The sequence below is a fragment of the Mycoplana sp. 10N416 genome (assembly GCF_056394765.1).
On sequence record NZ_JBFTIM010000003.1, the window covers coordinates 286,897 to 311,626 of the forward strand.

Sequence of the window (24,730 nt, forward strand, 5' to 3'; positions counted from 1 at the left end):
AACAGGGGGGCGGGGAAACAGAATCATTTCCACCACTTACAGGGAAGCCGCACGATTATGGGCTGGTGGCTGCCGTGCCTGCCACGACCCGCGACAACAGCGCGAGGAAAGCCTCCCGCGCCTTCACGCCGCCAAGACGGGCGGTGCATTCGGCCTCGAACGCTGCTTCGACCTGGCAGATCTTCTGCACAAAGCTCTCTCCAATCGGCGTCAGGTAGAGCGCATTGGAACGGCGGTCCTGCAGCGACGGCCGACGTTCGGTCAACTGCCGGCGCTCCAGCGCATTGATGAGCGGTACGAAATTGGCACGCTGAACACCGAGCGCGTCGGCGATCTCGGTCTGTTTGCGGCCCGGATTCGTGGCTATCAGGAGAAGGATCCCGTACTCGCCGGGGCGCAGATCGAAGCCGGCAAACCGTGAGTGGAAGCGGCGCGTCAGCAGCGTCTGCGTGCGCTTCATCTGGAAGATGACGCTGTGTTCGATCGACGAGACATCGAGCGCGCCGGCCTCACCAAGCTCCTCATTTTCAACAGTGTTCGTCATGGCGTCCCACATCGCCGTCTCTGAAATGAGGCTCCTCTGAAATGTGGCAATTGGCAACACGCAAATGCCGGGCGACCGACACGACCTGGGGATAAATAGTATGACTTACATATGTCGTTCGGCTGAGGCGCCTCACACATTTGCGCGGCGGCGAAGTGTGCGACGCCCCGACCGGATGCGTCCCATTAGGAAGCGTCGCCGAACCGCTGCACCCGATCCCTCAACAGCCGGATCGTTTCGCTGTTGGCGTTGGCGAAGGCAAAGCGGAGGTAGCGCTCCTGGCCCGGGCCGAAATAACTCCCGGGCAGGCAGAGTATGCCCGCTTCCTTGGCGAGCCCCTCGGCAACGTCGCTCGACGTTCTGTCCGCGAATGGATGGCGGACGAAAGCGAAATACGCTCCGACAGCACCGATCGACCAGCCGTTCAACCCCTCTAGCGTTTCCTTAAGCGCTGAGGCTCGGCGGGCGATTTCCAGCCGGTTCTGTTCGCGCCATTCAGCCAGCAGGGGTAGCGCGTCGGCGACGGCGGCCTGCGCAGAGCGGGGCGGGCAAATCTGCACGTTGTCCATGACCTTGGCGACCTGCTCGACGACCGCAGGACCAGCGGTGATCGCGCCAAGACGGTGGCCGGGGATGCAGAAGGATTTCGAGAAGCTGTAAAGGCTGATCAGCGTCTGCTGCCAGTCCGGCTTCTCAAAAAGCCGGTGCGGGCGCACGCCTGCTTCCGGCAGGAAGTCGCGATAGGTCTCGTCCAGGATCAGCCAGATACCGCGCGCACGGCAAAGGTCGAAAATGCCGGAGAGGAGCTCCGGCGAATAAACTGCGCCGGTCGGATTGTTCGGAGACACGAGCGCCAATGCCCGCACGTCCGGCGTGATCGCTTCCTCAAGCATCGCAAGATCGGGAAGAAAACCGTTCTCAGGATCGCAGGCTGCCAGTCGCACATTGATCCCAAGCATGCCAAGCGTTGTTTCCTGGTTGAAGTAGTACGGATTGCTCATCAGCACGGTGTCACCCGCACCGGCGAGGGCAATCGCGGCGCAGACGAAGGCCTGATTGCATCCGGACGTGATATGCACATTTTCGGCGTCAAGGCTGGCACCGTAGAAGGAAGCCACGTGCGCCCCGTACACCTGCCGCAGGCGGGTATCGCCTTCGATCGGACCATAGCCGGTATAGGCGCTGTTGGCAGCATAGTCGCCAAGCAGCCGCAGCATCTCCGGATGGGCAGGATATCCAGGCACGGCCTGCGACAGGTCGATCATCGGACCGCTGCGGCCATCGTAGCTTCGTCCCCAGGCAAAGACCGTGGGGATCGGCGGTGCGGCGAGGGTTTCAACGGCAGGGTTGAATTTGGGCATTGGCGCTTCTTTCAAGGTAAATCCGCGTCGCACGCGGGTTCGTCGGTCAATGTTTGTCTTTTTTCGCCGTCTGGCAGGCCGGGGAGGGGGCTGACGTTCTCCGCCGTCCGCCCGCCTCGACCGCGCAGCAGCATGCGCGCCGAGATTTGCGGCTCCGGCAAGCTGTCCTCTTCCAGAGAGGTGAACAGCCAGTCAATGAATACTTTGACGATGGGCGCCGCGCGGACATCCTGCCGGCAAGCAACGTAGAATGCATCATTGGCCGGAACCGACAGATCGAACGGCACAACGATTTCGCCGCGGGCGATCAGGCTCGCCGCCGTGATCGTATCACCCAGCGCAATTCCCTGGCCGTGCAGGGCAGCCTCGGTCGAAAGGCGAGCATCGCTCAGGAAATGCTGCGGCCCGCGCGGCAAATGAACGGCGTCGGCGGCGGCAAACCAGGTGGTCCACTCTCGCCCGTCCCGGTCGCCGTGCAACAGCGTGTGGTCGACAAGGTCACGCACAGAACGCAAGGGCCGGCTGTTGAGAAGGGTGGGACTCGCAATCGGAAAGAGCCGCAGATGGCTCCAGAGCCGCGTCCAGCAGTCCGGCCAATTGCCGTCGCCATAGAGAATGGACACGTCCACGTCGCGCGAGAACACCTGAGACGGATCATTCGCGGGAATGAGGGTGAGCTTGATGCCTGGGTATCGATCCGTAAAGCGGTTCAGCCTTGGGATGATCCAGAACGACAACAGTGCCGGCACGCAGGTGATCGTCAACGAACCGGTGGTCGCCGGCCTTCTCATCAATGCCGTCGCCGCTGCGATGCCGCCGAACGCCTCCGTGACCGCTGGCAGCAGCAGTGCGCCCTGCGAGGTCAGCTTCAGCCGCTTGCCGCCGCGCTCGAACAACACTGCGCCAAGCGCCTCTTCGAGCGCTTTGATCTGATGACTGATGGCGCCGTGGGTAACGCTCAGTTCGCGCGCAGCTGCCGAAACCGAACCTCGACGCGCCGCGGCCTCGAAGGCGCGCAACGGGTTCAGGGGCGGCAGACGGCTGGACATGGATGGAGGCGCACTTCGATGTGAAATTTTCTCACATAAAACGCTATAACAATGTCAATTGCTTTTCTAGCCGATTTGTTACGTAATGATGGCAACAAGGGCAAAGCCCGGGGAACGAAATTCGCAGCTGACAAATCAAGCCGACGTATCCCCGTGCCGACAGATCAGGTCAAGCGAGGCGAAAATGGCATTTGACGACAGCAAGCTCCAGGCACTTCGGGCAAAATTCGGCGACGGTCACGGCGGCGACATCTTCAATCCCGCCTTCCGCAAGGTCGCAGACAAGATCTTCTCCAAAAGCGGCACCCGCCTCGCACCGTATGCTGGCGTCCCCACCTTGCTGTCGGCTCCGCACATGCCGGTCGATGCGGAGAACCCGGACTTCGGCAATCTCCAGGTCGCCATTACCGGCGTGCCGATGGATCTCGCTGTGACGAACCGCAACGGCTCGCGCTTCGGGCCGCGCGCCTTGCGCGCCATCGAGCGCATCGGCCCCTACAACCACGTGCTGGACTGCGCTCCGGCATACGATCTGCGGGTTGCCGATATCGGCGACGTGCCGTTTCGCAGCCGTTTCCGGCTGGAGATGAGTCACGAGGACATCGAGAAACGCTTCAACCAGATCGTCGATGCCGGCGTCATTCCGCTCGCCGTCGGCGGCGACCATTCGATCACACACCCGATCATGAAGGCGGTCGGCAAGAAGCAGCCGGTCGGCATGATTCACATCGACGCCCATTGCGATACCGGCGGCTCTTTCGACGGCACCAAGTTCCACCACGGCGGACCGTTCCGCAACGCCGTGCTTGACGGCGTGCTCGACCCGACCCGCACGATCCAGATCGGCATCCGTGGTTCATCGGAATATCTGTGGGAGTTCTCCTATGACTCCGGCATGACGGTGATCCATGCCGAGGAAGTCACCGGCATGGGCATCCCGGCGATCATCGAGAAGGCGAAGAAAATCGTCGGCGACGGTCCGACCTATCTCTCCTTCGACATCGACAGCCTCGACCCTAGCTTCGCACCGGGCACCGGCACGCCGGAAGTCGGTGGTCTCACGACCCGCGAGGTGCTCGAACTGATCCGTGGATTGAAGGGTATCAACCTCGTCGGCGGCGACGTCGTTGAAGTGGCTCCGCAATACGATGCCACGACGAATACGGCGCATGCCGGCGCGCAGGTTCTGTTCGAAATCCTCAGCCTGATGGTATTCAGCCCTTCCGTTATGGCAAAGGCTTGAGATATAATAGAAAATGGGAACATGCCGATCCGTGGAGTCGATCCGGATCGCAGAAACTGGAGAAAGACGATGCGTGACATCCTCAACGCAAATGTGAGCCGCCGCGGCGTGCTCGGCGCCGGCGTGGCCGGTGCATCGCTGCTGGCGATGCCCTCGATCCTCCGCGCGCAGGAAAAGTCCCTGAAGGTTGGCGTCTATGGCGGCTACTTCAAGGATTCGTTCGACAAGAACATCTTTCCGGAATTCACCAAGGCGACCGGCATCGCGATCGAATCGATCGCCGAGCCGACGGGCGAAGCCTGGCTCGTTCAGCTCGAGCAGGCGGCGAAGGCCGGCCAGGCTCCGGCGGACGTTTCGATGATGTCGCAGGTGGCGATGCTGAAGGGCCAGGCGACTGAACTTTGGGCGCCGCTCGACACGGCCAAGATCAAGAATGCCGGTAACCTGCTCGACCGCTTCGTCAACAAGTATCCGGACGGCCGCATCGCCGGCATCGGGGCGGTGGCGTGGTACATCACGCTCGTCACCAACACCAATGTCTACAAGGAGGCGCCGACCTCCTGGCAGGCGTTCTGGGATCCGGCCAACGCCGACAAGCTCGGATTGCTGGCCCTGGTCTCCAACTCCTTCCTGCTCGAGGTGACGGCCAAGACCTTCATGGGCGGCACCAACGCGCTCGACACCGAGGAAGGCATCCTCAAGGCGTTCGAGAAGCTCGCCGAGGTCAAGCCGAACGTGGCGCTCTGGTACCGCGACGAGGCCCAGTTCGAACAGGCGCTGAAGTCGGGCGAAATCCCGATGGGCCAGTACTATCACGACGTCACCGGCCTTGCTGCCGCCGACGGCCATCCGGTCCGCTCGACCTTCCCGAAGGAAGGCGGCATCCAGGATTCCGGTTGCTGGGCGCTGTCGCGCGCCTCCAAGAAGGTCGAAGAAGCCCACGTCTTCATCGACTACATGTGCCAGCCGGCCATCCAGGCGACGCTGTCGCGCAAGGTTGGCACGGCACCGACCGTCAAGCGCGAACTGCTCGACCTGACCGACGCGGAATTCGCCGCCGTCTCGTCAGACATCGAGCCGATCATCCCGCGCTACGACCTCTATCAGACCAAGTCCGACTGGCTGAACCAGAAGTGGACGGAACTGATCGTCGGCTGATCCAAGCGGCCCCTTATCCGGCCTGCCGGCCAGCTTCTCCCCGTGAACGGGGAGAAGACACAAGCGGCAGCCTCCGCGCGTTCCCTCCCCCCGCATGCGGGGAGAGGGCTAGGGTGAGGGGCAATTTCACAATCTGAATGCTCGCGAACCTGCAGAGCGGAGACCCAATGTCCGGACTGGCCCTAGAAAACGTCACCAAGGAATTTGGCAGCTTCACCGCGGTGAAGAACGTCAACTTGACGGTTCCGCACGGAACCTTCGTCTGCCTGCTCGGTCCGTCCGGCTGCGGCAAGACCACCTTGATGCGCATGATCGCCGGCCTCGATCTTCCGACCGGCGGCGCCATCAGTCTCGACGGAGCCGACATCACCCGCGTGCCGACCCACAAGCGCGATCTCGGCATGGTGTTCCAGTCGCTGGCTCTGTTTCCGCACCTGACGGTCGGCGAGAACATCGCCTATTCGCTGCGCATCCGCGGCCTGCCCAAAGAGGACCAGAAGAAACGCGTCGACGAACTGCTGGCGATGATCCATCTGTCCGGCTATGCCGACCGGCCGGTTTCCAAGCTGTCCGGCGGCCAGCGCCAACGCGTGGCGATTGCCCGAGCGCTGGCGATTTCGCCGAAACTGTTCCTGCTCGACGAGCCGCTTTCGGCCCTCGACGCCAAATTGCGCGAGGCGATGCAGGTCGAGTTGCGCCAGTTGCAGCAGCGGCTCGGCATCACCACGATCGTCGTCACCCATGACCAGCGCGAGGCCATGACCATGGCCGACACCGTCGTCGTCATGAACAGCGGCGAAATCCGCCAGGCGGCAGCGCCGATCGAAATCTATCGCCGCCCCGCCGATACGTTTGTCGCCGACTTCATCGGCATGACGAACCTGATCGACTTCTCCGTCGACAGCGCCGCCCGCGCCAATGTCCTCGGCACTCCGATCGAGGACCTCTCCGTTCCCGCCGGGCTCGGGAAGGGCATCCTCTCGGTTCGCCCGGAAGACGTGCGCCTGACCGCCCCCGGACCGGGTGCGATCCCCGGCAAGGTCATCTTCGTGCGCGATCTCGGCGGCACGATCGAGACCTTCGTGGAGGCCGGCGGCAAACAGATCGTCGCCGTGTCGATGCCGAATGCGCGCCCCGACGTCTCGGTCGGCCAAGAGATTGGCGTCAAGCTCAGTCCCGACGCCTGCGTGGTGCTCAAGTCATGAGACGGGAAGCGCCGCAAAGGCTCGCCGACTACGGTCCGCTGTTCTTCCCGGCCGCGATGCTGACGGTGTTCTTCGTCGTGCCGTTCGCGACGATGATTGCTGTCTCGTTCTTCAAGCGCGACCCGGCCGGTTTCTACTCGACAGCCTTCGTCTTTGACAACTACGCCCGCTTCCTCAGCCCGTTCTTCGGCAAGGTGCTCGGCTTCTCGCTGTTCCTTGCGATTGCCGTCGCCATCTGCTGCGTGCTGATCGCCGTGCCCTTCACCTATCTGCTGACACGCGCTCGCCGGCGCACCCAAGTCGTCTGGCTGGTGGCACTGCTGTCGGTGCTGTCGCTGTCCGAGGTCATCATCGGCTTTGCCTGGTCGACGCTGTTCTCACGCACCGCCGGCATCACCAATCTGTTCGTTGCGATCGGGCTGATGAGCGAAGCCGTGGCACTCAACCCCAGTTTCGGCGCGGTGCTGACGGCGATGGTCTACCAGGCGCTGCCCTATACCGTGCTCGTGCTGTACCCCGCGCTGGTCCGCCTCGATCCGACACTGACCGAAGCGGCCCGCACGCTTGGCGCCTCGCCGTTGAAATCCTTCTTTACCGTCGTCGTGCCGGCCCTGCGCAATACGGTCGTTGCCACCCTGATCATGGTCTTCATCTTCGCGCTCGGCTCCTATCTGCTGCCGCAGATTCTCGGCCGGCCACAGCATTGGACGCTGTCGGTGCTGATCACCGACCAGGCGATCTACCAGTCCAACATGCCGTTCGCCGCCGCCATGGCCGTATTCCTGGTGCTCGTCACGCTCGCGCTGGTTGGCCTCACACTCTTCGCCGGCCGCAAGGGAGAAGCCGCATGACGTCGATCCTCACGCGCTTCTATCTCAGTCTTGTCGCACTCTTCCTGTCGATGCCGCTGATCGTTGTCGCCGGCGTTTCGGTTAACGAGAAGCAGACGCTCGCCTTTCCGCCTCAGGGGTTTTCGCTGTCCTGGTATGGCGAGATCTTTCTCAACCCCGAATGGCGCAGCGCACTGTTGGCCTCGATCACGCTGGCAGCCGTTTCCGCAGCGCTGGCGCTTCTGATCGCACTGCCGCTTGCCTGGTTTCTCTGGCGCCGCCATGCACCCTGGGCAAACATCTTCCAGCTGCTCGGCATCGCCCCGTTCACCCTTCCGCCTGTCATCACGGCACTCGGCATGCTGACCTTCTGGGCAACGACCGGCTTCTACGGACAGCCATGGACGGCAGCGATCAGCCACGCGATCTTCTTCGTCACCCTGCCGCTGGTGACGCTGTCGCTCGGCTTCTCCTCGATCGACCGGTCGCTCGTGGAGGCGGCCGCAACGATGGGCGCCGACGACCGGACGGTCTTCCGCACCGTCGTGCTGCCGCTGATCCTGCCCTATCTCGTCTCCGGCTATGCCTTCGCCTTCGTGCTGTCGCTGAACGAGTACATCGTCGCGTACATGACGATCGGCTTTACGATGGAGACGCTGCCGATCAAGATCTTCAACGCGCTGCGCTACGGTTACACGCCAACCATGGCATCCGTGACGATCCTGTTCGTCACGATTGCCGCCCTGATCTTCGGCCTCGTCGCCCGCTTCGGTGACCTGCCGAAGCTGTTGGGTGCGATGGCCAGCAACGAGAAGTAACGCGACCATCTACCCGCTTGATGGTCTGGAGGAGAAGACATGAAGATTGCAGCCCTGCAGATGCAGGCCGTGGACGGGGACATCGAAACCAACATCGCCCGGATTGCGACAGCCGCACGCAAGGCGGCCGATGGCGGGGCTGGGCTTTTAATCGCGCCGGAACTGGCCGTCGACGGCTATGGGGCAGGGGAGGCGTTTCTGGAAACCGCATCGGCGGCGGAAGGCGCTGTCGTCGAGAGGCTCGCCACGATCGCCCGCGAGAATGGTCTGGCCATCATCACAGGATTCGCGGAGAAGGACGGCGACGTCACCTACAACAGTGCACTCTTCACAGACGGCGCCGGCACCAACGCCATTTATCGGAAGTCCCATCTGTACGGCGACTACGAGCGGCGTTGGTTCCGCCCGGCGGCGCCATCGTCAGCGATCGTCAGCCACGGTGGCCTGAACATCGGCATGCTGATCTGCTACGACGTCGAGTTTCCGGAAAATGTCCGCCGGCTGGCGCTTGACGGCGTCGACCTCGTCGTCGTGCCGACTGCGCTGCCGAACGGGGCCTCCGGCGCCTTGATTGCCGACAAGATGATCCAGGTCCGCGCCTTCGAGAACCAGACCTTCGTCGCCTATATCAATCACTGCGGCACCGTGGGACGCTTCAGCTATGCCGGGCTCTCGCGCATTGCAGCGCCCGATGGCAGCCTGCTTGCCGAAGCCCCGGCCGAAGGCGAGGCGCTGCTTTTCGCCGAGATCGTCCCGTCGGACTATGCCACCTCTCGCGCGGAAAACTCCTACCTCGCCGATCTGGTGCGGCCAGTCTGAGCCTCCGCGATCGATTCTGCTCGCGCCCTTGATCGGGTGACTGCGTTGGATCGTGTCGTATTCGAGGACACGGCATCATCTGCGCGCGCCGGATGACCGGGCGGCGCCCGGTCATGAAGATTGCAGAGACACGTCTTTTCTCGCGATCCTGGTCCCGTGATCCCGATCAGTCCTGCACCACGTCCCATTCGTCGCTCGGGTTGAACGTCCGGATCTTCGCTGCGATCTCCGCCGTGTTTCCGCCGAGATCGGCCTCGTAGATAATGCCGTTCTTGTTGACGAGGAAGGTCTTGACGCCGGTGAGGCCGTAGACGACCGGCCAGGCGATGGCAGCATGGCCGGCGATCATGTTGCCGTTGATGATATAGCTGTACTTCCCGCCGGCGATGTTGTCGCCCTGGCCCGTCAGGATGCGGTAGCGGTAGCCGTGGTAACCCTGTCCGGCCTTGGCCCTTTGAAGGGCGTCGCCGTCCGCGAGCGCCGGCCCGGCCGGACTCTCCTGCCCGCCGAATTCTTCGGCCGGCCAGTAGAGGCCGTCCTGCTTGCCGGGGCTGCTGACCACCTTCTGCGCATATTCGAGCACGCCGTCGCCGTCCCGATCCTGGGAAGCGTAGTCCTCCTGCGCATCGACGTAGGCTTTCAGCGTGTCGATCGTCGATAGCTCGTTCTCGCCGATGTGCCGGTCGGCGATCTCCTCGAGCCCGGCATGCGTGTCGAAGGCCCATTTGCCCTTGTCGTCCTTTGCGAGCGGGAAGGGCAGCGGCCATTGGATCTTGCCGATGTCCAGCACCTTGTCGCCATCCTTGTCCTCGACATCCACCTTCTCCTTCACACCGGCCTGGATGTCGGCAAACGTGTCCATCGCCCCGGGGCTGGCCTTGGCCTTGGCCGGGTCAAGTCCAAATAGTCTCGCCACCGCGTCGAAGTCGCTGTTGTTCACCGCCGTCTTGAAGGCCTCGACCGCCTGCTCGGGCGTGTCGAATTCGGGCGGCGCCTCTGCTGCAACATAGTCATCCAGCGAGGGCGTCTGCTGCGCCGCCGCCGGAACTCCGGCAAGCTGGAGCGCACCCAGAGCGATCGCGCCTGCAAGCGAAACTGCGATCCTATTACGCGCAATTCTCAACATTGCTCTCTCCTGATCGCCTGTTGTTCAACGACGGCCGCCACCGCGCCCGCCGCCGCCACCGCGCGGCCGTGGACCGCCACCGCCACCGCGACGCCCGCCGCCGCTCGCGCTCGGCCTGCTGCGGCCGCCACCACTCATCGATTGCCGGCCACGGTTGGAGGCAGCCTGTGTGTTGCGCTTGCTGCTGACATTGCCCATCGCTGACGGGCGATTGCCAGAGCGCTTCTGCACCTGGCCGCCTGGCTTCGGCTTGTTGACCTTGCGGTTGGCATTCGCCGGTCTGGCGCCTGCGGCCTTGCCGGCGCTGGCTCCGCCCTGGCGGTTGACGCCCGCACCGCCGCCCTCCCGACGCGCGCCGGCCGCCTGACCGGCCCTGTTACCAGCGGCGTTCCCGGCCCGTTCGCGCGCGCGCTGCGCATCGACCTTGCTTCTGCGGACGTCGTCGACCGATACCTTGCCGGCCCGATTCGCGAGCGTATCACCGCCGTTACGCCGTACGTCCTTGGCACGGTTGGCGATGTTGTTGTCGCGGTTTCCCTTGAACTCGTTCTTGAACTCGGTCCGGTCGAAATTGGCGAACTGATTCTTGTCGAACTTGATCTTCGAACGGTCGATGTTCGCCCAGTCGACGTCGTTCATCTTGAACTTGTCGCGGTCGATGTTGATGTCGTTGAAGCACTTGTCGCAATCGATGTCGACGTCGCCACCCCAATTGCCGCCCCAGACGCCCCAGTCGTCCCAGTCAACCGCCGCCGCCCAGATCGCGGCACCAGTGATCGCCGCTGCGAAATAGGGCGCCGTGGGATAGTAGTAGTTCGGGTAGGGATCGTTGTAGTAGCTGATCGGAGCCGCCGCGTAGCCGGGCTCGTAGAGCATTTGCGGCTCGTACTGCGGGACGTAGATCACTTCCGGATTGGCGGCCTGGATTATCACATTGTCGCCCTGCGCCTCGACCTTGATCTTGTCATCCGACTTGATCATGCCCTCGACCACGGCCTTGTCGCGCAAGGTCTGGATCGCCATCAGCACGTCCTTTTGCTGGTAGGCGAGCGCGCTGCCGAGCGACTGCGTCCACTCGAGATCGTCGCTCATCATCTTGACGATCTCGGGGTAGTTCAGCAGCGAGATCACGCTGTCGTCCCAGTCCTTGTCCGGCTCCAGGTCCTTGTTCGACTTCTTCTTCTCCAGGAAGCGCTCGGCCTCGACGATCTGCAGCGGAAACAGCGAAGCGGAGGAGACCAGAGCGACCAACTCGTCCGGATAGAGCGCGATGCGCGCCACCAGCACCTCCAGTTCGTCCTCGGTCAAGAGGTCGGGCTGTTCAGCCTGTGCTCCGCCGGAACTGGCAGGGGCGGAAGCCTGCTGTTGCTGCTGCTGAGCCAAAGCTGATTCCGACCAGGAAACGCTCGCTGTCGCCAGCAGAAGGCTGATGGCGACGCTCGAGCGCAGGCAGCTTGAAAACCTTTCGAAATCCATGACCTTGAAACCTCCCATCCGGCACACACCGGTCATTCAGCTTCAGTCTCGAGGACGCTCAACCTGGCCAGCGCTTCAAAGCTCGCCATCACGCTCACGTTGCTGGGAACGCAAGACGCCCCGGCATCACGGCATGGTTAAACCCACGCACGATTGTGTTCCAAAGCAACGAGGAAAGGTAGTGGCCATGCCGTAGCTACATGTAGCCACGCCCGTATGCACGGCAGGCGGCGGAGACCTGCTGCCCCCGACTGCGCAGTGCAACACCTCAACGAGGCTGCCGATTTTGGCGGGAATACCGGTGTTTTTCACCTTCAGGACGCGGCCGCGCAATCGAGGCGCACAGCCCGGCGGTCATTGACCGCCGAGCAACCCGACAACCCAGAAGGTCAGAGCCGAGACCAAGGCCGCGGCCGGCAGCGTCACGAACCAGGCAACCACGATGTTCGTCGCGAGTCCCCACCGCACCGCCGAGACGCGGCGAGCCGCGCCGACGCCGATGATGGCGCCGGTGATCGTATGGGTGGTGGAGACCGGAATTCCGAGCCAGGTCGCACCGAACAGCGTGATCGCGCCGCCGGTTTCCGCGCAGAAGCCCTGCATGGGATTCAGCCGGGTGATCTTCGACCCCATCGTGTGCACGATGCGCCAACCGCCGAACAGCGTGCCCAGAGCAATCGCGGCCTGACAGGTGATGACCACCCAGAAGGGGACGTAGAATTCGGAGCCGAGATGGCCCTGCGAGAAGAGCAGGACGGCAATGATGCCCATCGTCTTCTGGGCATCGTTGCCCCCATGGCCCAGTGAATAGAGAGATGCGGAGATGAACTGCATCCCTCGAAACGCCTTGTCGACGGCGAACGGCGTCTGCTTCACGAAAATCCAGGAGACGAGCAATACCAGCATCAGCGCGAGGAAGAAGCCGATGGCCGGCGACATGAAGATGGCGCCGACCGTCTTCGCCACGCCCCAGAACACTATGGCATCACCACCGCTTCGCGCCAGGCCAGCGCCCACCAGCCCGCCGATCAACGCGTGCGAAGAACTGGAAGGAATGCCGAACAGCCAGGTGACGACGTTCCAGACGATCGCCCCCATCAGGGCGGAGAAGATCACCAAGGGCGTGACGATGGCCGGATCGATGATGCCTCGGCCGATCGTTTCGGCCACATGCAAGCCGAAGAAAAGGAAGGCAATGAAGTTGAAAAAGGCCGCCCACATCACCGCATATTGCGGCCTGAGCACCCGCGTCGAAACGATGGTGGCGATCGAGTTGGCCGCATCGTGCAGCCCGTTCAGGAAATCGAACAGCAGGGCGATGCCGATGAGCGCCACCAGCAGTGGAAGGGCGAGGGTGGCCTCCATCAGACGTTCTCGATCACGATGCCGCTGATCTCGTTCGCCACGTCCTCGAAGCGGTCGACGACCTTCTCGAGCTGACCGTAAAGCTCGCTGCCGATCATGTAGGCCATCGGGTTGGAGGCGCCGTGGCGACGGAACAGGTCCTTCAGCCCCGCCTCATGCAATTCGTCCGCCCGCCCCTCGATGCGCATCACCTCCTCGGCGATCGCATTGAGGCGGGTGATGTTGGCCCCGATCTTGTTCAGCAGCGGGACGGCCTCGGCGACGAGGCGGGCGGCCCGAACGATGATCGTCCCCATTTCCTGCATGCCTGGGTCGAAGCTCGACTGCTCGAACAAGCGGATCGTCTTGACCGTCTTGTGCATCATGTCGATCGCGTCGTCGAGCGACTGGATCAGGTCCTTGATGTCACCGCGGTCGAACGGGGTGATGAAGCTCTTGCGGACCGCATGGAGCACCTCGGCGGTGATGTGGTCCGCCTTGTCTTCCAGTTCGACGATGCGGTTGCAATACTGCTCGATGTCCGGCCCACCGGCCAGCACCTTCTCCAGCGCTTCCGCCCCGCCGACGACGGTGAGCGCATGCGCGTCGAACAGGTCGAAGAACCGGTCTTCCCGGGGCATCAGGGCACGAAACCAACTCAGCACGATCGTTTTTCCATATATGACAGAATTGCGACAGCACATAGAACAGAGAAACCGGCGTGGAAAGACGCAAGGACCGGAAATGCCGCGCCGGTTGGCGTTCGCAATGCGGTCCTTCCCCAGTTTTTTAAGCGAACTAGCGTATCAGAGGCTGATCAGCGCGATGCCGGCGACTGCCAGGGCGGCTCCGGACCAGGCAGAAGCGGTGGGCGCGTTCCCCGTCCGCACCCAAACCATGGGCAGGATCAGCAGCGGCGTCAGCGATGATAGCGTCGCGACGATACCCACATTGCCGCGGGCGAGTGCCGCCATCAGCAGCGACATTCCGACTCCGGTGCCGAAGAAGGCCGCCGCGAAGGCTATCAGGCGGGTTCGCGTCGTGAAGTGACCGGTGCTCTTCACCGCGGCAATGGGCAGCGAGGACAGAACAAGATAGAACAGGGCAGCTACGCCCGAGCGGATCGCCATGGCTGTAAAGGGCTCCACGCCCGAAGCCATCGCCGGCCGCGCCGCCAACGTGCCGATCGCTTGGCCAATTGCCGTGATCAGGCCGAGCGCAATGCCCAGCCCGGCGAAGCGCCCGATCTTGGAAGGGGTTGCCGGGCTATTGCCCTCCTTTGGTCCGCAGATCGCCAAGGCTACGCCTGCGACCACAAGCCCGATGCCGATGCCCTGCTGGCCAGTTATCGTTTCGCCGAGCCCCAGATAGCCGAACAGCACGGCGAAGGGTGCGGTCAACGAATAGAGCAGCGAAGTCATCCGCGCGCCAGCAATGTAGATTGCCGCGAAATAGGCACTACTGGCGATGATGATGCCGAACAGGCCGGAAAGTGCGAGTGTACCTGCCTGCCACGGTTCGATTGCACGCCAGCCGCCAGTAACAAGCGATGCGGCACCCGTTATGGCAAAGCCGGCGAACATCTGCCAACGGGTAAGCACGATCAGCGGCACGCGGCCCTTCAATTCACCAATCAGAATGGCGCTCAAGGCAACGCAGGCGGCGGAGGAAATGGCGAGGAGTTCGGATATGTACATGGGGATCGTCTGTGGACTGCTGCTCCGCCTATGGCACAGAGCCAAACGATGCGACAATCACTAAAACTCGTGTCAACAATTCGTTCACAGCTCTCCGCGTTGTAGAAAAGCGCAGCGCGGCAACGGCAGACGTCTCCGCAACAATCAGCTCGGAAGCCCTAACGCTTGCTCCAAAGCCTCCCAGGACTCGTCCATGGCGAAGGCCGGCGACAGGAAGGGGATGCCGACGTGACCAAAGCGGATCGACAACTGCCTTTCGGCGATTTCCTCGTCAACGCCGGCAATCTGGTGAAGATATAGAAGTGAGACCAAGCCGGTCCGATCGGCTCCGGAACGACAATGGATGAGGATGGGCTTCGGCGCGTCACGCAGAAGCGCCACGAGTTCCTTCGTCTTCGCCAGCGTGAGCAATCTAGACGAGGACATCCCGAAATCGAAATGCCTGACGCCGAGCCGCTCGGCGGTTGCCACCTCGCTTTCGTACCACGGCCTACTACTCGGGCCGCGAAGGTTCACGATCGTTCGGATTCCGTACTGCTTCACATAGCGCTCGATCTGCGCGGCCGAAGGCTGGGCGGCGCGATAGAGTTCACCCGGAATGACTTCGTGGAAATTGCCGGCGAGCTGCAGGCCAATCAGAAAGGCACTGACCACAAAAGCAATGAGTGCCGTCAGTGTTCCCGCCCAGGCAAGGTATCTGCGCGCCAAACTCCACCTCCCGCAATCTCCGCCGGCCGGACGGCCCGGGAAAGGACCGCACTGTCGCTTGCCGAGCTGACAGATTACTGAACGCGCGCGCTAGAGACAACCTCGCCCAGGAGCGAGTGAGCGAGTCCCGCCAGGGCCTCGACACCACCGGTCACTCCGCTCCGCTTGCTAAAGTTGTCCGTCCAGGGTGCCAACCGCCCGATAGAGTTCCGGCCGGCGGTCGCGGAACAGGCCCCAGCCCCAGCGCTGGCGCTCGATGGCGTCAAGATCGAAGGTGGCGGTCAGCACAGTCTCGCTCTGCCGGTCGGCCTCGGCGATCTTCGCGCCGGTCTGGTCGGCGATGAACGACGAGCCGTAGAAGGTCATCGAGGTGTTGTTGCGCCCTTCCTCGGTGCCGATCCGGTTCGAGGCGACGACGGGCACCATGTTGGCGCCGGCATGGCCCTGCATCACGCGCTGCCAGTGCGCGGCGCTGTCGAGCGTCGGGTCCTGCGGCTCAGTGCCGATCGCGGTCGGATAGAGCAGGATTTCGGCGCCCATCAGCGCCATGCTGCGCGCCGCTTCCGGGAACCACTGGTCCCAGCAGATGCCGCAGCCGATCGTGCCGAAGCGGGTCTTCCAGACCTTGAGGCCGGTGTCGCCAGGCGAGAAATAGAACTTTTCCGTGTATCCGGGGCCGTCCGGGATATGGCTCTTGCGGTAGTTGCCGAGAACGCTACCGTCCGCGTCGATGATCGCCACCGAATTGAAATGCGCCGGGCCGGCCTTCTCGAAGTAGCTGACGGGCAGCACGACGCCGAGTTCCTCGGCAAGCCTTGCGAAATGCGCCACCAGCGGATTGCCCTCCAGCGGCCGTGCGAGCACATTGAAGCCGGAGAACTGGTCCTGGCAGAAATACGGGGTCTCGAACAGTTCCTGGATCAGGATGATGTTCGCCCCGCGTCCCGCCGCCTCGCGCACCAGCCGGTCGGCGGTGGCAATGTTCTGGTCGGTATCCCAGCTGCAGGCCATCTGCGTGGCTGCCAGCGTCACTTGCCGCATGGTGATGCTCCCTTGTTCGCTTGCGACGCAAGTCCTTCTGTTCGACCGGCCCCTCATCCGCCTGCCGGCACCTTCTCCCCGTCTGCGGGGAGAGGTTTGGGCGAGGGGCTAAAGCGTCACCGTTCTTGTTTCACGCCTGATAGGTGATCCGACCGTCGCACATTGTCGTGACCGGCCGCACCGAGGCGAGGTCTTCGAAAGCCGTGCGCGAGACATCGCCGGACAGGACGACGACGTCGGCGAGGTAGCCCTTCTTGAGCACGCCCTTGCGATCCTCCATGAACTCGACCCAGGCGCTGGTCTTCGTGTAAGCCGCGAGCGTCTCCTGCAACGTCAGCCGCTGGTCGGCTATGTCTGCCTTCCAGGTCTTGCGCGTCATCGCGTCATGGATGCAGCTCATCGGATCGAGCGGCGAGACCGGCCAGTCGGTGGCGAAGACGATCTTCGCGCCGGCATCGACGAGCGTTCGCCAGGCGAAGGCATAGGGCCAGCGCTCCTCGCCGATATAGGAGAGGTACGGCTCCAGCGGCAGGCCGGCATTGCCCGGCGGATGGGTCGGCTGCATCGAGGCGACAGTGCCGGTTTCGGCGAAGCGCTCGATGTCGTCGGGGTGGACAACCTCGATGTGCTCGATGCGGTTGCGGCTGTCGCGCTTGCCATTGGCCGTGATTGCCGCCTCGTAGCCGTTCAGCACCATGCGCACCGCGCCGTCGCCAATCGCGTGCACGGCGATCTGCAGGCCAAGCTTGTCGGCCATGGTCGCAATGCTGTCGAACTGATCCTGGGTGAACAGCGGCTCGCCCTTCCAACCCGGCTGGTGCTTGTAGTCGTCGATGAACACGGCGGTACCGGACTCGGTGACGCCGTCCATGAACATCTTGACGAAGTCGCAGCGCAGCTTGTCGGTTTCGAAGCGCGCGCGCCAGGCGGCCGCCTTGTCCTCGAGATCGCTGAGCGGCATGAAGTTCTTCAGGTGGAAGGGCATGCGCACGCGCACTGCGAGCCCGTCGGTCTTCTCGATCTCGTCCAGCATCTCCAGCTGGTAGAGGCTGCCGTCCATATTCTGCAGCGAGGTGATGCCGAGCGAGGCGCAATAGGCAAGCCCGCGCTTGATGACGGCAATATCCTTGGCGCGCTCCTCAGGCGTGACGTGCTCCGGGTCGCCCCCAGTGCCGACGCCGAGCATCTCGCGCCCACCGGTCTCGCTCAGTGCCGCGACCGGGCGCATCGCGTCGGATTCGCGCAGTTCGCCGCTGGCAAGTCCGTCGTCGCCCATGACGATCTCGTTGCCGACGCCGACCTCGCCGCCCTTCAGGATGCCCGCCTTCTCCAGTGCGATCGTGTTCGCCCAGGCGGTATGGCGGTCCGGCGCCACCATCATGAAGGGCCGGTCGGAGATGATCCGGTCGAGATGGTGGCGGGTGACGCGCTCGGTCTCCGACAGGATCGTGTAATCGGCATACTGCGCCTCGAGCAGCGGCAGGTCGGGATTTGCCGCCGCATAGGCACGCACCTTCGCCTGCAAGGTCTCGAAGCCTTTGACGCCGAAGAGGGAGAGCTGGGTGAGACCGACCGAACCGCCGAAGATATGCATGTGCGCTTCGTTGAAGCCGGGCAGCACCGTGCCGCCCTTGGCATCGATGACATGGGTATCCGGCCCGGAATACACGTCGATCTGCGCTTCGGAGCCGACAGCAAGGACCCGATTGCCCGAGATCGCGATCGCCTCGGCCGTCGGATTGGCCTCGTCCATGGTGAGAATCCGCGCATTGCGGATGATGTAGCTTGCCTCTGTTTGCATGGTGCTCCCTCGATCTGATGCCGGCCGATCCACGTCGTTGAGACAGACTGCCGGCTTTATTTGGTGGCGCGGCGCCACTGGCGCTCGCGCAGAACTCAGAACGCCATGGCGCTGATTGTGCGGAAGAAGGCGAAAATGTCCTGCTTCAGCTCGTCATCCAAAGGGTTCGGTTGCGAGGACTGCTTGACGATGACGGTCTTCGTGCTCGGGTCGACGTAGAGCCACTGGCCGTGGATGCCGATCGCGCAAAAGGCGCCATCTGCCTCGCCTGACTGATACCACTGGCTGCGATAACGGCCGTTCGGCAGCATCGTGTTGAGACCGGCGACCCATGCGTCGTGGTCGCCCTTGGTCGTCATGTCGGCGATCCAGGCCTCCGGTACGATCTGGCGGCCATTCGCCGCCCCGCCCGTGCGCAAGAGCTCGCCCACCCGGGCGAGGTCACGTGCGGTCATGCAGATGCCGCCGGCGCAGCGCGGCGTACCGATGGCGTCGACGGTCACATAGGCGTCGTTCTTCGCCCCCATCGGCTGCCACAGCAATTCCGACATCAGATTGGAGAAGCGCCGCCCGGTGACGCGCTCGATAACGACGCCGAGCAGATCGGAGTTCGGCGAGGCGTAGAAGAACGGGCCGCCATGGGCGTGGGCTGCCTTCGGCAACGTCATCAGGAACGATGCCAGTGTCTCGGTCGGGGCACCCGGCTCGGGCGGATTCCACAGCGTAGAGCGGCGATAGCGCGCAAAGGCGCCGAGCGGATCGAGATAGGCCTCCTCAAAATCGAGGCTGACCCGCATGTCCAGCACGTCGCGATAACTGCAAGTGCCATACGCACTGCCGCCGGCCTCCGGCAGGTAGTGGGTGATCAGGCGGTCGGGATCAATCACCCCCTGGGCTTCGAGGATCCCCGAGATGATCGCCGTCATCGACTTGGAGATGGAGAAGATCAGATGCCTCGCGTTCACGTCAGCATGGGCCGCGTAGTAGTCGGCGACAATGCGACCGTCGCGCAGGACGACGAAGCCGTCCGTATGCGCGTATTCGAGAAAATCTTTGACCGTTGCGGCGCCTTCGACGTCCGTCTTTACCCTCGTAGACAGGAACGCTTCGGAAGCGATCGCTGTTTCCGGATCCGGACGGGACGCACGGATCTCCGCGGTCGGCACGAGGTCGCGGGCATTCTGAAAGCCCCAGCGGCTAAAAGGTGCGGTGCGCCAGTTCGCAAGCGTTACGTCGGAACGGGCAAAGCCGTGCTGGTCCTTGAAGGTGGAAGTCATCGCATCACCTGACCGGCTGGCGGAAAGTCAGGCTTTCGCCGCGGCGGTCTCCTCCTGATCGCGCAACCGGGCGCGGGCGCGAAAATTCATCATGTCACTGCGCCGCGCGATGTCGCGCGGCGCAGTTCTTGCGTCTTTCGGAGTTACTTATGCAACTCGGTCCAGATCTTGGTGTAGAGCTGCAGCGTTTCCGGCTCGCAGCTTGCGAGGAACTCGCCTGCCGCCTGGAATTCAGCCGGGATGAACAGCTCCGGCGCCGCCTGCATTTCGGCCGGCATGAAGGCCTCCGAGCCCTTGATGCCGTTGGCATACTTGGCAAAGGCGGAAAGCAATGCCGCATTTTCCGGTTCCATGATGAAGTTCATGAACAGCTTGGCATTTTCCGTGTTCTTCGCATCCTTCAGGAGCGCGACGCTGTCCATGAAGTAGGGGAAGCCCTCCTTCGGATAGCCGAACTTGATGTCCGCGTTCTTCGCCCGCGAGCGCATGACGGCGCCGTTCCAGTAGTACACGGCCGCGTAATCACCGGCCGGCAGCTTTTCCGTCACGCTGTAGTCCATGGCAAGCCACTTCGCCTTTGCCTCGACAAGCTTGTCGCGGACCTTGCGAAGGATCTCCTTGTCCATCGTGCACCACTCGCCGCCAAAATACTTGATGGTGGCGAAGAGGACGTCGTTCATTTCCGGCGCCACGTTGATCTTGCCGACCAGCTCTTCCGGCGGGTCCAGGAAGATGGCGGAGGTGTTGATATCGCCCTTGTAGACCGAGCTGTTGACGCCGATGCCCGTCAGGCCCCACAGCCACGGAACGGTATAGTGGCGACCCGGATCCCACGGCACGTCGACCCAGCGCTCGTCGACGTTCTTGAAGTTCTCCATCTGGTCGGGACGGGCTTCCTGCAGAAGGCCTTCCTTCACCCAGACCTGAACATAGTTCGCCGAGGGCACGACGATGTCGAAGCCGTGACCACCGGCCCGGACCTTGGCGAGCGCGGTGTCGTTGGAGTCGTAATCGGTGATCGTGACCTTGACGTCGTACTGCGCTTCGAACTTCTTGATGAGCTCCGGATTGGTGTAGTCACCCCAGTTGTAGATGTTGAGCTCGCCCGCCGCCGAGGCGGAGTTTGCCAGCGCCAGCACTCCAACCGCCGCCATTGCTGTCGTTGCCATCCATTTCATTTTCATTCTCTGTTCCTCTCTGTGATTTGTTTCCGAGATGACTACTGCTTTCGCCGATTGATGAGGAAGAAGACCACCACCAGCGCGGTGGAAAGCGCGAGGAATACGGTGGCGATCGCATTGATCTCCGGGGAGGTCTCGCGCCGGAGCTGTCCGAGCATGTAGGTCGGCAACGTGTCCTGCCCGCCGGACTTCACGAATTCCGTGATGACGACGTCATCCAGCGAAATGACGAAAGCCAGCATGAAGCCGGCGATGATCGCCGGACGCAGCAGCGGCAAGGTCACATGCCAGAACGTCTTCCAGGGCGTCGCGTAGAGGTCGGCTGCCGCCCGTTCCAGCGTCAGGTCCATGCTTTCGAGACGGGCGCGGATGGGCAGGTAGGCGAAGGGAATGCAGAAGGCGGTATGGGCGACAATCAGGTAGCCCAGGCCCGAGTAGCCGGTCCAGACCTTGATCCGCGAGAAGACGATCAGCAGCGCCACCGCGGTCACGATTTCCGGCACCATGAGCGGCTGGTTGATCAGCGCGTATTTGAAGGTCAGGCCGCGATAGGGCGCCGTCCGCGTCGTCGCAAGCGCGGCCATCGTGGCCGCGACCGATGCCAGAAACGCCGCCCATGAAGCGATGACAAGCGAACGCATGGCTGCGTCCTGAACGGCAGCGTTCTGCCATGCCACCACAAACCAGCGCGTCGAGAACCCATCCCACCGGGAGAGGGACTCCGCGCCGTTGAAGGAGTAGACGACCAGCGCGCCAATCGGCAGATAAAGCGCGAAGAATGTGAACAGGGTGATGAGCCCGAAACCGGGTTGGGCGCGGACGTCGAAGCGCGACTTAAGCATGGCCCGTTCCTCCGCGTGAGGCATTGCGCACATAGAAGATCAGCGCGACCATCACCAAGGCCATCAGGGTGATCGACATCGCCGCCCCCAGGGGCCAGTTGCGGCCCGAGCCGAACTGCATCTCGATCAGGTTGCCGAGCATCATGTTCTTGCCGCCGCCCAGAACGCGCGGGATGACGTAAGCCCCGAGCGAAGGGATGAACACGAGGATCGAGCCGGCGATAAGGCCGGGCTTGACCAGCGGAATCACAACCCGCCGCAACACTTGAAAGCGCGTCGCATAAAGGTCGTACCCCGCCTCAACCAGCCGGAAGTCGAGCTTTTCAATCGAAGCGTAGAGCGGCAACACCATGAGCGGCAGATACACATAGGTCATGCCAAGCAGGTTGGCGGTGTCCGTGTACATGATCTGCAAGGGCTGCTTGATGATGCCGAGCCAGATCAGGGCATTGTTCAGCATGCCCTCGTTGCGGATGACCTGCTGCATCGCGAAGGTGCGGATCAGCAGGTTGGTCCAGAACGGGATCGTCACCAGGAACACCCAGATCTCGCGGGTGTGCGGCGGGCGCGTCGCGATGAAATAGGCTGTCGGAAAACCGAGGATCAGGGTGAGGATCGTCGTGAAGAACGACAGCTGGATCGAGCGCCAGATGATGGACAGGTGCGCGTCCGCGAGTCCCAGCGTGTCATCGAATATGTCACGCTGGAAGAGGACAGAGGTCCAGCCCTCAAGCGAGAACTCCCCGAACCTTACGTCGCCATAGTCGCCCTTCGCCATAAAGGAGTAGAGCAGCATGACGAGGAGAGGCCCGACCGCCGCAAAGAAAATGATGAACAGGGCCGGCGTACTGAGCAGCCAGCGGGAGCGGATATCTTTTTTCCTGGCCGCGAGGGCGGCCTGCTGGGCGCCATTCATCGTCAATCCCTCAGGATCTGGGCGACGCCGTCGCTGAAGCCGATGCCGACCGTGTCGTCCTTGGAGAAGCCGCTGTGGCCGCTACGGGCATTCTGCTGGCGAACCATGAAGGTCTTGTCGTCGTCGAGGCGGATGTGGAGATGCGTATCGGTGCCGAGATAGACGACCTCGTGGATCACCCCCTGCAAGAGCGAGGCAGGCGAAGGCGCGCTGACCTGGGCGTGCTCCGGACGAACAACGATCGTGACCTTGCCGCTCGGCGTCAGGTCGGTGGGGAAGGTCGCTGGAAACTCAGCGCCCGAGGAAAGGCGCACACGGGCTTTGTTGCCCGAAACGGAAACAACGTCGGCCTCGAGGAAATTCGTCTCACCGATGAAGTCGGCGACGAAGCGCTCGGCCGGGCGGTCGTAGATGTCCCAGGGCGTCCCGACCTGGCGAACCGTGCCGGTCGACATGACGGCGATGCGATCCGACATCGTCAGCGCTTCTTCCTGGTCGTGCGTGACGAAAACGAAGGTGATGCCGGTTTCGAGCTGCAGGCGCTTCAGTTCCATCTGCATCGACTTGCGCAATTTCAGGTCCAGCGCCGAAAGCGGCTCGTCGAGCAGCAACACCTTCGGCTGCGGCGCCAAGGCGCGCGCCAGGGCCACGCGCTGCTGCTGGCCGCCGGACAGCTGCGTCACCGCGTTGTCGCCGCGACCTTCAAGGTGCACGAGCTTCAGCATCTCCTTCACGACGCCGTCGATCTTGGATTTCGGCGTGCCCAGCATCTTCAGTCCGAAGCCGATGTTCTCCGCGACGGTCAGATGCGGGAAAAGGGCGTAGTTCTGGAAGACTGTATTGACCGGTCGCTGGTTGGGACGAAGGCTGGAGATGTCCTTGCCGTCGAGCAGGACCTGACCTTCGGTCGGCAGCTCGAAGCCGGCGATCATTCGAAGGAGCGTGGTCTTGCCGCAACCGGAAGGTCCAAGGAGTGTGAAGAACTCGTTCGACCGGATATCCAAGGTCACGTCGTTGACGGCTTGAAAAGTCCCGAACCATTTCTGGATGGCGCGCATGCCGATAGCGCCGCCATTGGCGGACTTCACCTGGGTCTGGTCCATTTGTTCCCCATTTCACCCGGGTTCTGAAAGGCTCCCCCTTCGCCCCGGCGGTCTGCACAATGGCTGCTTGCCGCAGCTTCTATGTGATAGTCGTCGCTTGCTTATGATCACAACAAACCATAATTTGATCAAAACTGTAAAGAGGCAATTTTGCGGACGGGACAATATCAACCCTACGTCGAAATATGCCGGGGAACTGAACGCGAGCCTTTCCGGAGCGATCCGCCTGCGGAATTGAGAAAAAACGCGGTTTCAAAGGGTTAGTTCAATGCACGACGCACCCACAAAGGGGCATCGGGCTCGACCCACGGAGGGGACAGGCATGCTGGCATCGGAGGAGAGGCAACCGTACGAATCGATCAAGCACTGGGTCCATCGCACGTTACGCCACGCCCTGATGACGGGACGTTTCCAGCCGGGCGAACCGGTGACCATCAACGGCCTCGCCGAGATGCTGGACGTGAGCGCCATGCCAGTGCGCGAGGCGTTGCAATATCTGGTGGCAGACGGCGCGCTGGAGCTTCTGGACAACCGCCGTGTCCGCGTGCCGGAAATGGTGCCGGAAAAATTCGACGAGATCCTTGCCGCCCGGATCGCACTGGAGACGGTTGCGGCCGAACGGGCCCTGCCGGAGATGGACTTCATCCGCATCGCCCGGCTACAGCATCTCGATTCCCTTGTGGACGATGCCTACGACGCCGGGGATATCGAACGCGGCATGGTGGCCAACTTCGATTTTCACCGCTGCATATATGAAGTCCACTCCAACGGCGTGCTTCTGCCGATGATCGAATCGCTCTGGCTGCGTCTGGGCCCCTTCATGCGCCACGCCGCCGAAAACCATTGGCAAAGCTATAAGGTCGACCGCCACGCCGAGGCGATGGTTGCGATTCGTGACAAGAACGCAGAAGCGCTGAAAGCAGCAATAACCGCGGATATCCAGGACGGAATCGGCCATCTTGGCCGGACGCAGTTTCTCGACGCCGCCGCACGCGCGTTCGCAACAAGGCGGTAGCGGTGCCGGCATGGCACTTCGCACATTGCCAATTGTATGAAGGCGAGCCTCTGTACGCCGACCATTACATCCGGCAAAATTTTTTCCGTTCAATTGGCGAACCTGGCCACGCGCATGCCGGTTGATGCTTGCAGCGAATGATTGGCGCGAGAGGCCAATTATTGAGAATCGTGCGT

At 62.6% G+C, this 24,730-nt stretch carries 23 protein-coding genes; 7 read left to right on the top strand and 16 right to left on the bottom strand.

The genetic code is table 11. From position 1 onward, the window contains the following. Positions 1-55: 55 nt before the first annotated feature. From AC1DDS_RS08430 to AC1DDS_RS08440, 3 genes are all read right to left on the bottom strand, one after another. Complete coding sequence (locus AC1DDS_RS08430) at positions 56-544, bottom strand: MarR family winged helix-turn-helix transcriptional regulator (RefSeq protein WP_310417397.1); 489 nt, start codon at positions 542-544, stop codon at positions 56-58. A gap of 185 nt (positions 545-729) precedes the next feature. Further along, positions 730-1,905: an aminotransferase gene (locus AC1DDS_RS08435; protein WP_477478470.1), complete on the bottom strand. Its 1,176-nt coding sequence runs from the start codon at positions 1,903-1,905 to the stop codon at positions 730-732. An 11-nt stretch (positions 1,906-1,916) separates the two neighbouring features. Then, positions 1,917-2,954 (bottom strand): LysR substrate-binding domain-containing protein, encoded by a 1,038-nt coding sequence (locus AC1DDS_RS08440; protein ID WP_477478471.1) that lies wholly within the window; start codon positions 2,952-2,954, stop codon positions 1,917-1,919. A gap of 184 nt (positions 2,955-3,138) precedes the next feature. Here AC1DDS_RS08440 and speB point away from each other — a divergent pair, with 184 nt between their 5' ends. The 6 genes from speB (at position 3,139) to AC1DDS_RS08470 (ending at position 9,027) form a co-directional block, all read left to right on the top strand. Continuing rightward, positions 3,139-4,197 carry an agmatinase gene (gene speB / locus AC1DDS_RS08445; protein WP_477478472.1) on the top strand — a complete coding sequence of 353 codons (1,059 nt, stop codon included), beginning with the start codon at positions 3,139-3,141 and terminating at the stop codon, positions 4,195-4,197. A 69-nt stretch (positions 4,198-4,266) separates the two neighbouring features. After that, positions 4,267-5,355, top strand: a complete 1,089-nt coding sequence (locus AC1DDS_RS08450) for an ABC transporter substrate-binding protein (RefSeq protein ID WP_477478473.1) — start codon at positions 4,267-4,269, stop codon at positions 5,353-5,355. Positions 5,356-5,522: 167 nt separating this feature from the next. Further along, a complete protein-coding gene (locus tag AC1DDS_RS08455) occupies positions 5,523-6,560 on the top strand; it encodes an ABC transporter ATP-binding protein (protein WP_477478474.1) in 1,038 nt (345 codons plus the stop codon). Then, positions 6,557-7,411, top strand: coding sequence for an ABC transporter permease (locus tag AC1DDS_RS08460; protein WP_477478475.1), 855 nt, complete (start codon positions 6,557-6,559; stop codon positions 7,409-7,411). The genes AC1DDS_RS08455 and AC1DDS_RS08460 overlap by 4 nt, the downstream gene beginning before the upstream one ends. Beyond that, positions 7,408-8,208: an ABC transporter permease gene (locus tag AC1DDS_RS08465; RefSeq protein WP_477478476.1), complete on the top strand. Its 801-nt coding sequence runs from the start codon at positions 7,408-7,410 to the stop codon at positions 8,206-8,208. The genes AC1DDS_RS08460 and AC1DDS_RS08465 overlap by 4 nt, the downstream gene beginning before the upstream one ends. A 39-nt stretch (positions 8,209-8,247) precedes the next feature. Further along, entirely contained in the window at positions 8,248-9,027 is a 780-nt protein-coding gene (locus AC1DDS_RS08470; RefSeq protein ID WP_477478477.1) for a carbon-nitrogen hydrolase family protein, read from the top strand. 166 nt (positions 9,028-9,193) lie between these two features. Here AC1DDS_RS08470 and AC1DDS_RS08475 read toward each other — a convergent pair whose 3' ends face one another. From AC1DDS_RS08475 to AC1DDS_RS08535, 13 genes are all read right to left on the bottom strand, one after another. Continuing rightward, on the bottom strand, positions 9,194-10,153 hold the full coding sequence (locus AC1DDS_RS08475) for a DUF2950 domain-containing protein (protein ID WP_477478478.1): 960 nt from the start codon (positions 10,151-10,153) through the stop codon (positions 9,194-9,196). A 24-nt stretch (positions 10,154-10,177) separates the two neighbouring features. After that, positions 10,178-11,629, bottom strand: a complete 1,452-nt coding sequence (locus AC1DDS_RS08480; protein WP_477478479.1) for a DUF3300 domain-containing protein — start codon at positions 11,627-11,629, stop codon at positions 10,178-10,180. Between the two features lie 354 nt (positions 11,630-11,983). Further along, positions 11,984-12,994 (bottom strand): inorganic phosphate transporter, encoded by a 1,011-nt coding sequence (locus AC1DDS_RS08485; protein ID WP_310417428.1) that lies wholly within the window; start codon positions 12,992-12,994, stop codon positions 11,984-11,986. Beyond that, on the bottom strand, positions 12,994-13,638 hold the full coding sequence (locus tag AC1DDS_RS08490; protein ID WP_310417431.1) for a DUF47 domain-containing protein: 645 nt from the start codon (positions 13,636-13,638) through the stop codon (positions 12,994-12,996). The genes AC1DDS_RS08485 and AC1DDS_RS08490 overlap by 1 nt, the downstream gene beginning before the upstream one ends. 141 nt (positions 13,639-13,779) lie before the next feature. After that, positions 13,780-14,670, bottom strand: coding sequence for a DMT family transporter (locus AC1DDS_RS08495; RefSeq protein WP_477478480.1), 891 nt, complete (start codon positions 14,668-14,670; stop codon positions 13,780-13,782). Positions 14,671-14,814: 144 nt separating this feature from the next. Further along, positions 14,815-15,378, bottom strand: coding sequence for a dual specificity protein phosphatase family protein (locus tag AC1DDS_RS08500; RefSeq protein WP_477478481.1), 564 nt, complete (start codon positions 15,376-15,378; stop codon positions 14,815-14,817). A gap of 168 nt (positions 15,379-15,546) precedes the next feature. Further along, positions 15,547-16,419, bottom strand: a complete 873-nt coding sequence (aguB, locus tag AC1DDS_RS08505; RefSeq protein ID WP_477478482.1) for an N-carbamoylputrescine amidase — start codon at positions 16,417-16,419, stop codon at positions 15,547-15,549. A 130-nt stretch (positions 16,420-16,549) separates the two neighbouring features. Continuing rightward, positions 16,550-18,220: an amidohydrolase gene (locus AC1DDS_RS08510; RefSeq protein WP_477478483.1), complete on the bottom strand. Its 1,671-nt coding sequence runs from the start codon at positions 18,218-18,220 to the stop codon at positions 16,550-16,552. A gap of 95 nt (positions 18,221-18,315) precedes the next feature. Further along, positions 18,316-19,497 (bottom strand): serine hydrolase domain-containing protein, encoded by a 1,182-nt coding sequence (locus AC1DDS_RS08515; RefSeq protein ID WP_477478484.1) that lies wholly within the window; start codon positions 19,495-19,497, stop codon positions 18,316-18,318. 143 nt (positions 19,498-19,640) lie between these two features. Next, positions 19,641-20,675 carry an extracellular solute-binding protein gene (locus AC1DDS_RS08520; RefSeq protein WP_477478634.1) on the bottom strand — a complete coding sequence of 345 codons (1,035 nt, stop codon included), beginning with the start codon at positions 20,673-20,675 and terminating at the stop codon, positions 19,641-19,643. A gap of 41 nt (positions 20,676-20,716) precedes the next feature. Continuing rightward, positions 20,717-21,520 carry an ABC transporter permease gene (locus AC1DDS_RS08525; protein WP_477478485.1) on the bottom strand — a complete coding sequence of 268 codons (804 nt, stop codon included), beginning with the start codon at positions 21,518-21,520 and terminating at the stop codon, positions 20,717-20,719. After that, positions 21,513-22,436, bottom strand: a complete 924-nt coding sequence (locus AC1DDS_RS08530; RefSeq protein ID WP_477478486.1) for an ABC transporter permease — start codon at positions 22,434-22,436, stop codon at positions 21,513-21,515. The genes AC1DDS_RS08525 and AC1DDS_RS08530 overlap by 8 nt, the downstream gene beginning before the upstream one ends. A gap of 2 nt (positions 22,437-22,438) precedes the next feature. Then, positions 22,439-23,539, bottom strand: a complete 1,101-nt coding sequence (locus AC1DDS_RS08535) for an ABC transporter ATP-binding protein (protein WP_477478487.1) — start codon at positions 23,537-23,539, stop codon at positions 22,439-22,441. 322 nt (positions 23,540-23,861) lie between these two features. Between AC1DDS_RS08535 and AC1DDS_RS08540 the strand changes: the two genes are divergently transcribed. Then, positions 23,862-24,554 (top strand): GntR family transcriptional regulator, encoded by a 693-nt coding sequence (locus AC1DDS_RS08540; protein WP_477478488.1) that lies wholly within the window; start codon positions 23,862-23,864, stop codon positions 24,552-24,554. Positions 24,555-24,730: the final 176 nt, after the last annotated feature.

What these genes read in the sequence shown, in the direction of transcription:
- AC1DDS_RS08430 (WP_310417397.1), bottom strand. Translation starts at nt 544, where the DNA reads ATGACGAACACTGTTGAAAATGAGGAGCTTGGTGAGGCCGGCGCGCTC.
- AC1DDS_RS08435 (WP_477478470.1), bottom strand. Translation starts at nt 1,905, where the DNA reads ATGCCCAAATTCAACCCTGCCGTTGAAACCCTCGCCGCACCGCCGATC.
- AC1DDS_RS08440 (WP_477478471.1), bottom strand. Translation starts at nt 2,954, where the DNA reads ATGTCCAGCCGTCTGCCGCCCCTGAACCCGTTGCGCGCCTTCGAGGCC.
- speB (WP_477478472.1), top strand. Translation starts at nt 3,139, where the DNA reads ATGGCATTTGACGACAGCAAGCTCCAGGCACTTCGGGCAAAATTCGGC.
- AC1DDS_RS08450 (WP_477478473.1), top strand. Translation starts at nt 4,267, where the DNA reads ATGCGTGACATCCTCAACGCAAATGTGAGCCGCCGCGGCGTGCTCGGC.
- AC1DDS_RS08455 (WP_477478474.1), top strand. Translation starts at nt 5,523, where the DNA reads ATGTCCGGACTGGCCCTAGAAAACGTCACCAAGGAATTTGGCAGCTTC.
- AC1DDS_RS08460 (WP_477478475.1), top strand. Translation starts at nt 6,557, where the DNA reads ATGAGACGGGAAGCGCCGCAAAGGCTCGCCGACTACGGTCCGCTGTTC.
- AC1DDS_RS08465 (WP_477478476.1), top strand. Translation starts at nt 7,408, where the DNA reads ATGACGTCGATCCTCACGCGCTTCTATCTCAGTCTTGTCGCACTCTTC.
- AC1DDS_RS08470 (WP_477478477.1), top strand. Translation starts at nt 8,248, where the DNA reads ATGAAGATTGCAGCCCTGCAGATGCAGGCCGTGGACGGGGACATCGAA.
- AC1DDS_RS08475 (WP_477478478.1), bottom strand. Translation starts at nt 10,153, where the DNA reads ATGTTGAGAATTGCGCGTAATAGGATCGCAGTTTCGCTTGCAGGCGCG.
- AC1DDS_RS08480 (WP_477478479.1), bottom strand. Translation starts at nt 11,629, where the DNA reads ATGGATTTCGAAAGGTTTTCAAGCTGCCTGCGCTCGAGCGTCGCCATC.
- AC1DDS_RS08485 (WP_310417428.1), bottom strand. Translation starts at nt 12,994, where the DNA reads ATGGAGGCCACCCTCGCCCTTCCACTGCTGGTGGCGCTCATCGGCATC.
- AC1DDS_RS08495 (WP_477478480.1), bottom strand. Translation starts at nt 14,670, where the DNA reads ATGTACATATCCGAACTCCTCGCCATTTCCTCCGCCGCCTGCGTTGCC.
- aguB (WP_477478482.1), bottom strand. Translation starts at nt 16,419, where the DNA reads ATGCGGCAAGTGACGCTGGCAGCCACGCAGATGGCCTGCAGCTGGGAT.
- AC1DDS_RS08510 (WP_477478483.1), bottom strand. Translation starts at nt 18,220, where the DNA reads ATGCAAACAGAGGCAAGCTACATCATCCGCAATGCGCGGATTCTCACC.
- AC1DDS_RS08515 (WP_477478484.1), bottom strand. Translation starts at nt 19,497, where the DNA reads ATGACTTCCACCTTCAAGGACCAGCACGGCTTTGCCCGTTCCGACGTA.
- AC1DDS_RS08520 (WP_477478634.1), bottom strand. Translation starts at nt 20,675, where the DNA reads ATGAAATGGATGGCAACGACAGCAATGGCGGCGGTTGGAGTGCTGGCG.
- AC1DDS_RS08525 (WP_477478485.1), bottom strand. Translation starts at nt 21,520, where the DNA reads ATGCTTAAGTCGCGCTTCGACGTCCGCGCCCAACCCGGTTTCGGGCTC.
- AC1DDS_RS08530 (WP_477478486.1), bottom strand. Translation starts at nt 22,436, where the DNA reads ATGAATGGCGCCCAGCAGGCCGCCCTCGCGGCCAGGAAAAAAGATATC.
- AC1DDS_RS08535 (WP_477478487.1), bottom strand. Translation starts at nt 23,539, where the DNA reads ATGGACCAGACCCAGGTGAAGTCCGCCAATGGCGGCGCTATCGGCATG.
- AC1DDS_RS08540 (WP_477478488.1), top strand. Translation starts at nt 23,862, where the DNA reads ATGCTGGCATCGGAGGAGAGGCAACCGTACGAATCGATCAAGCACTGG.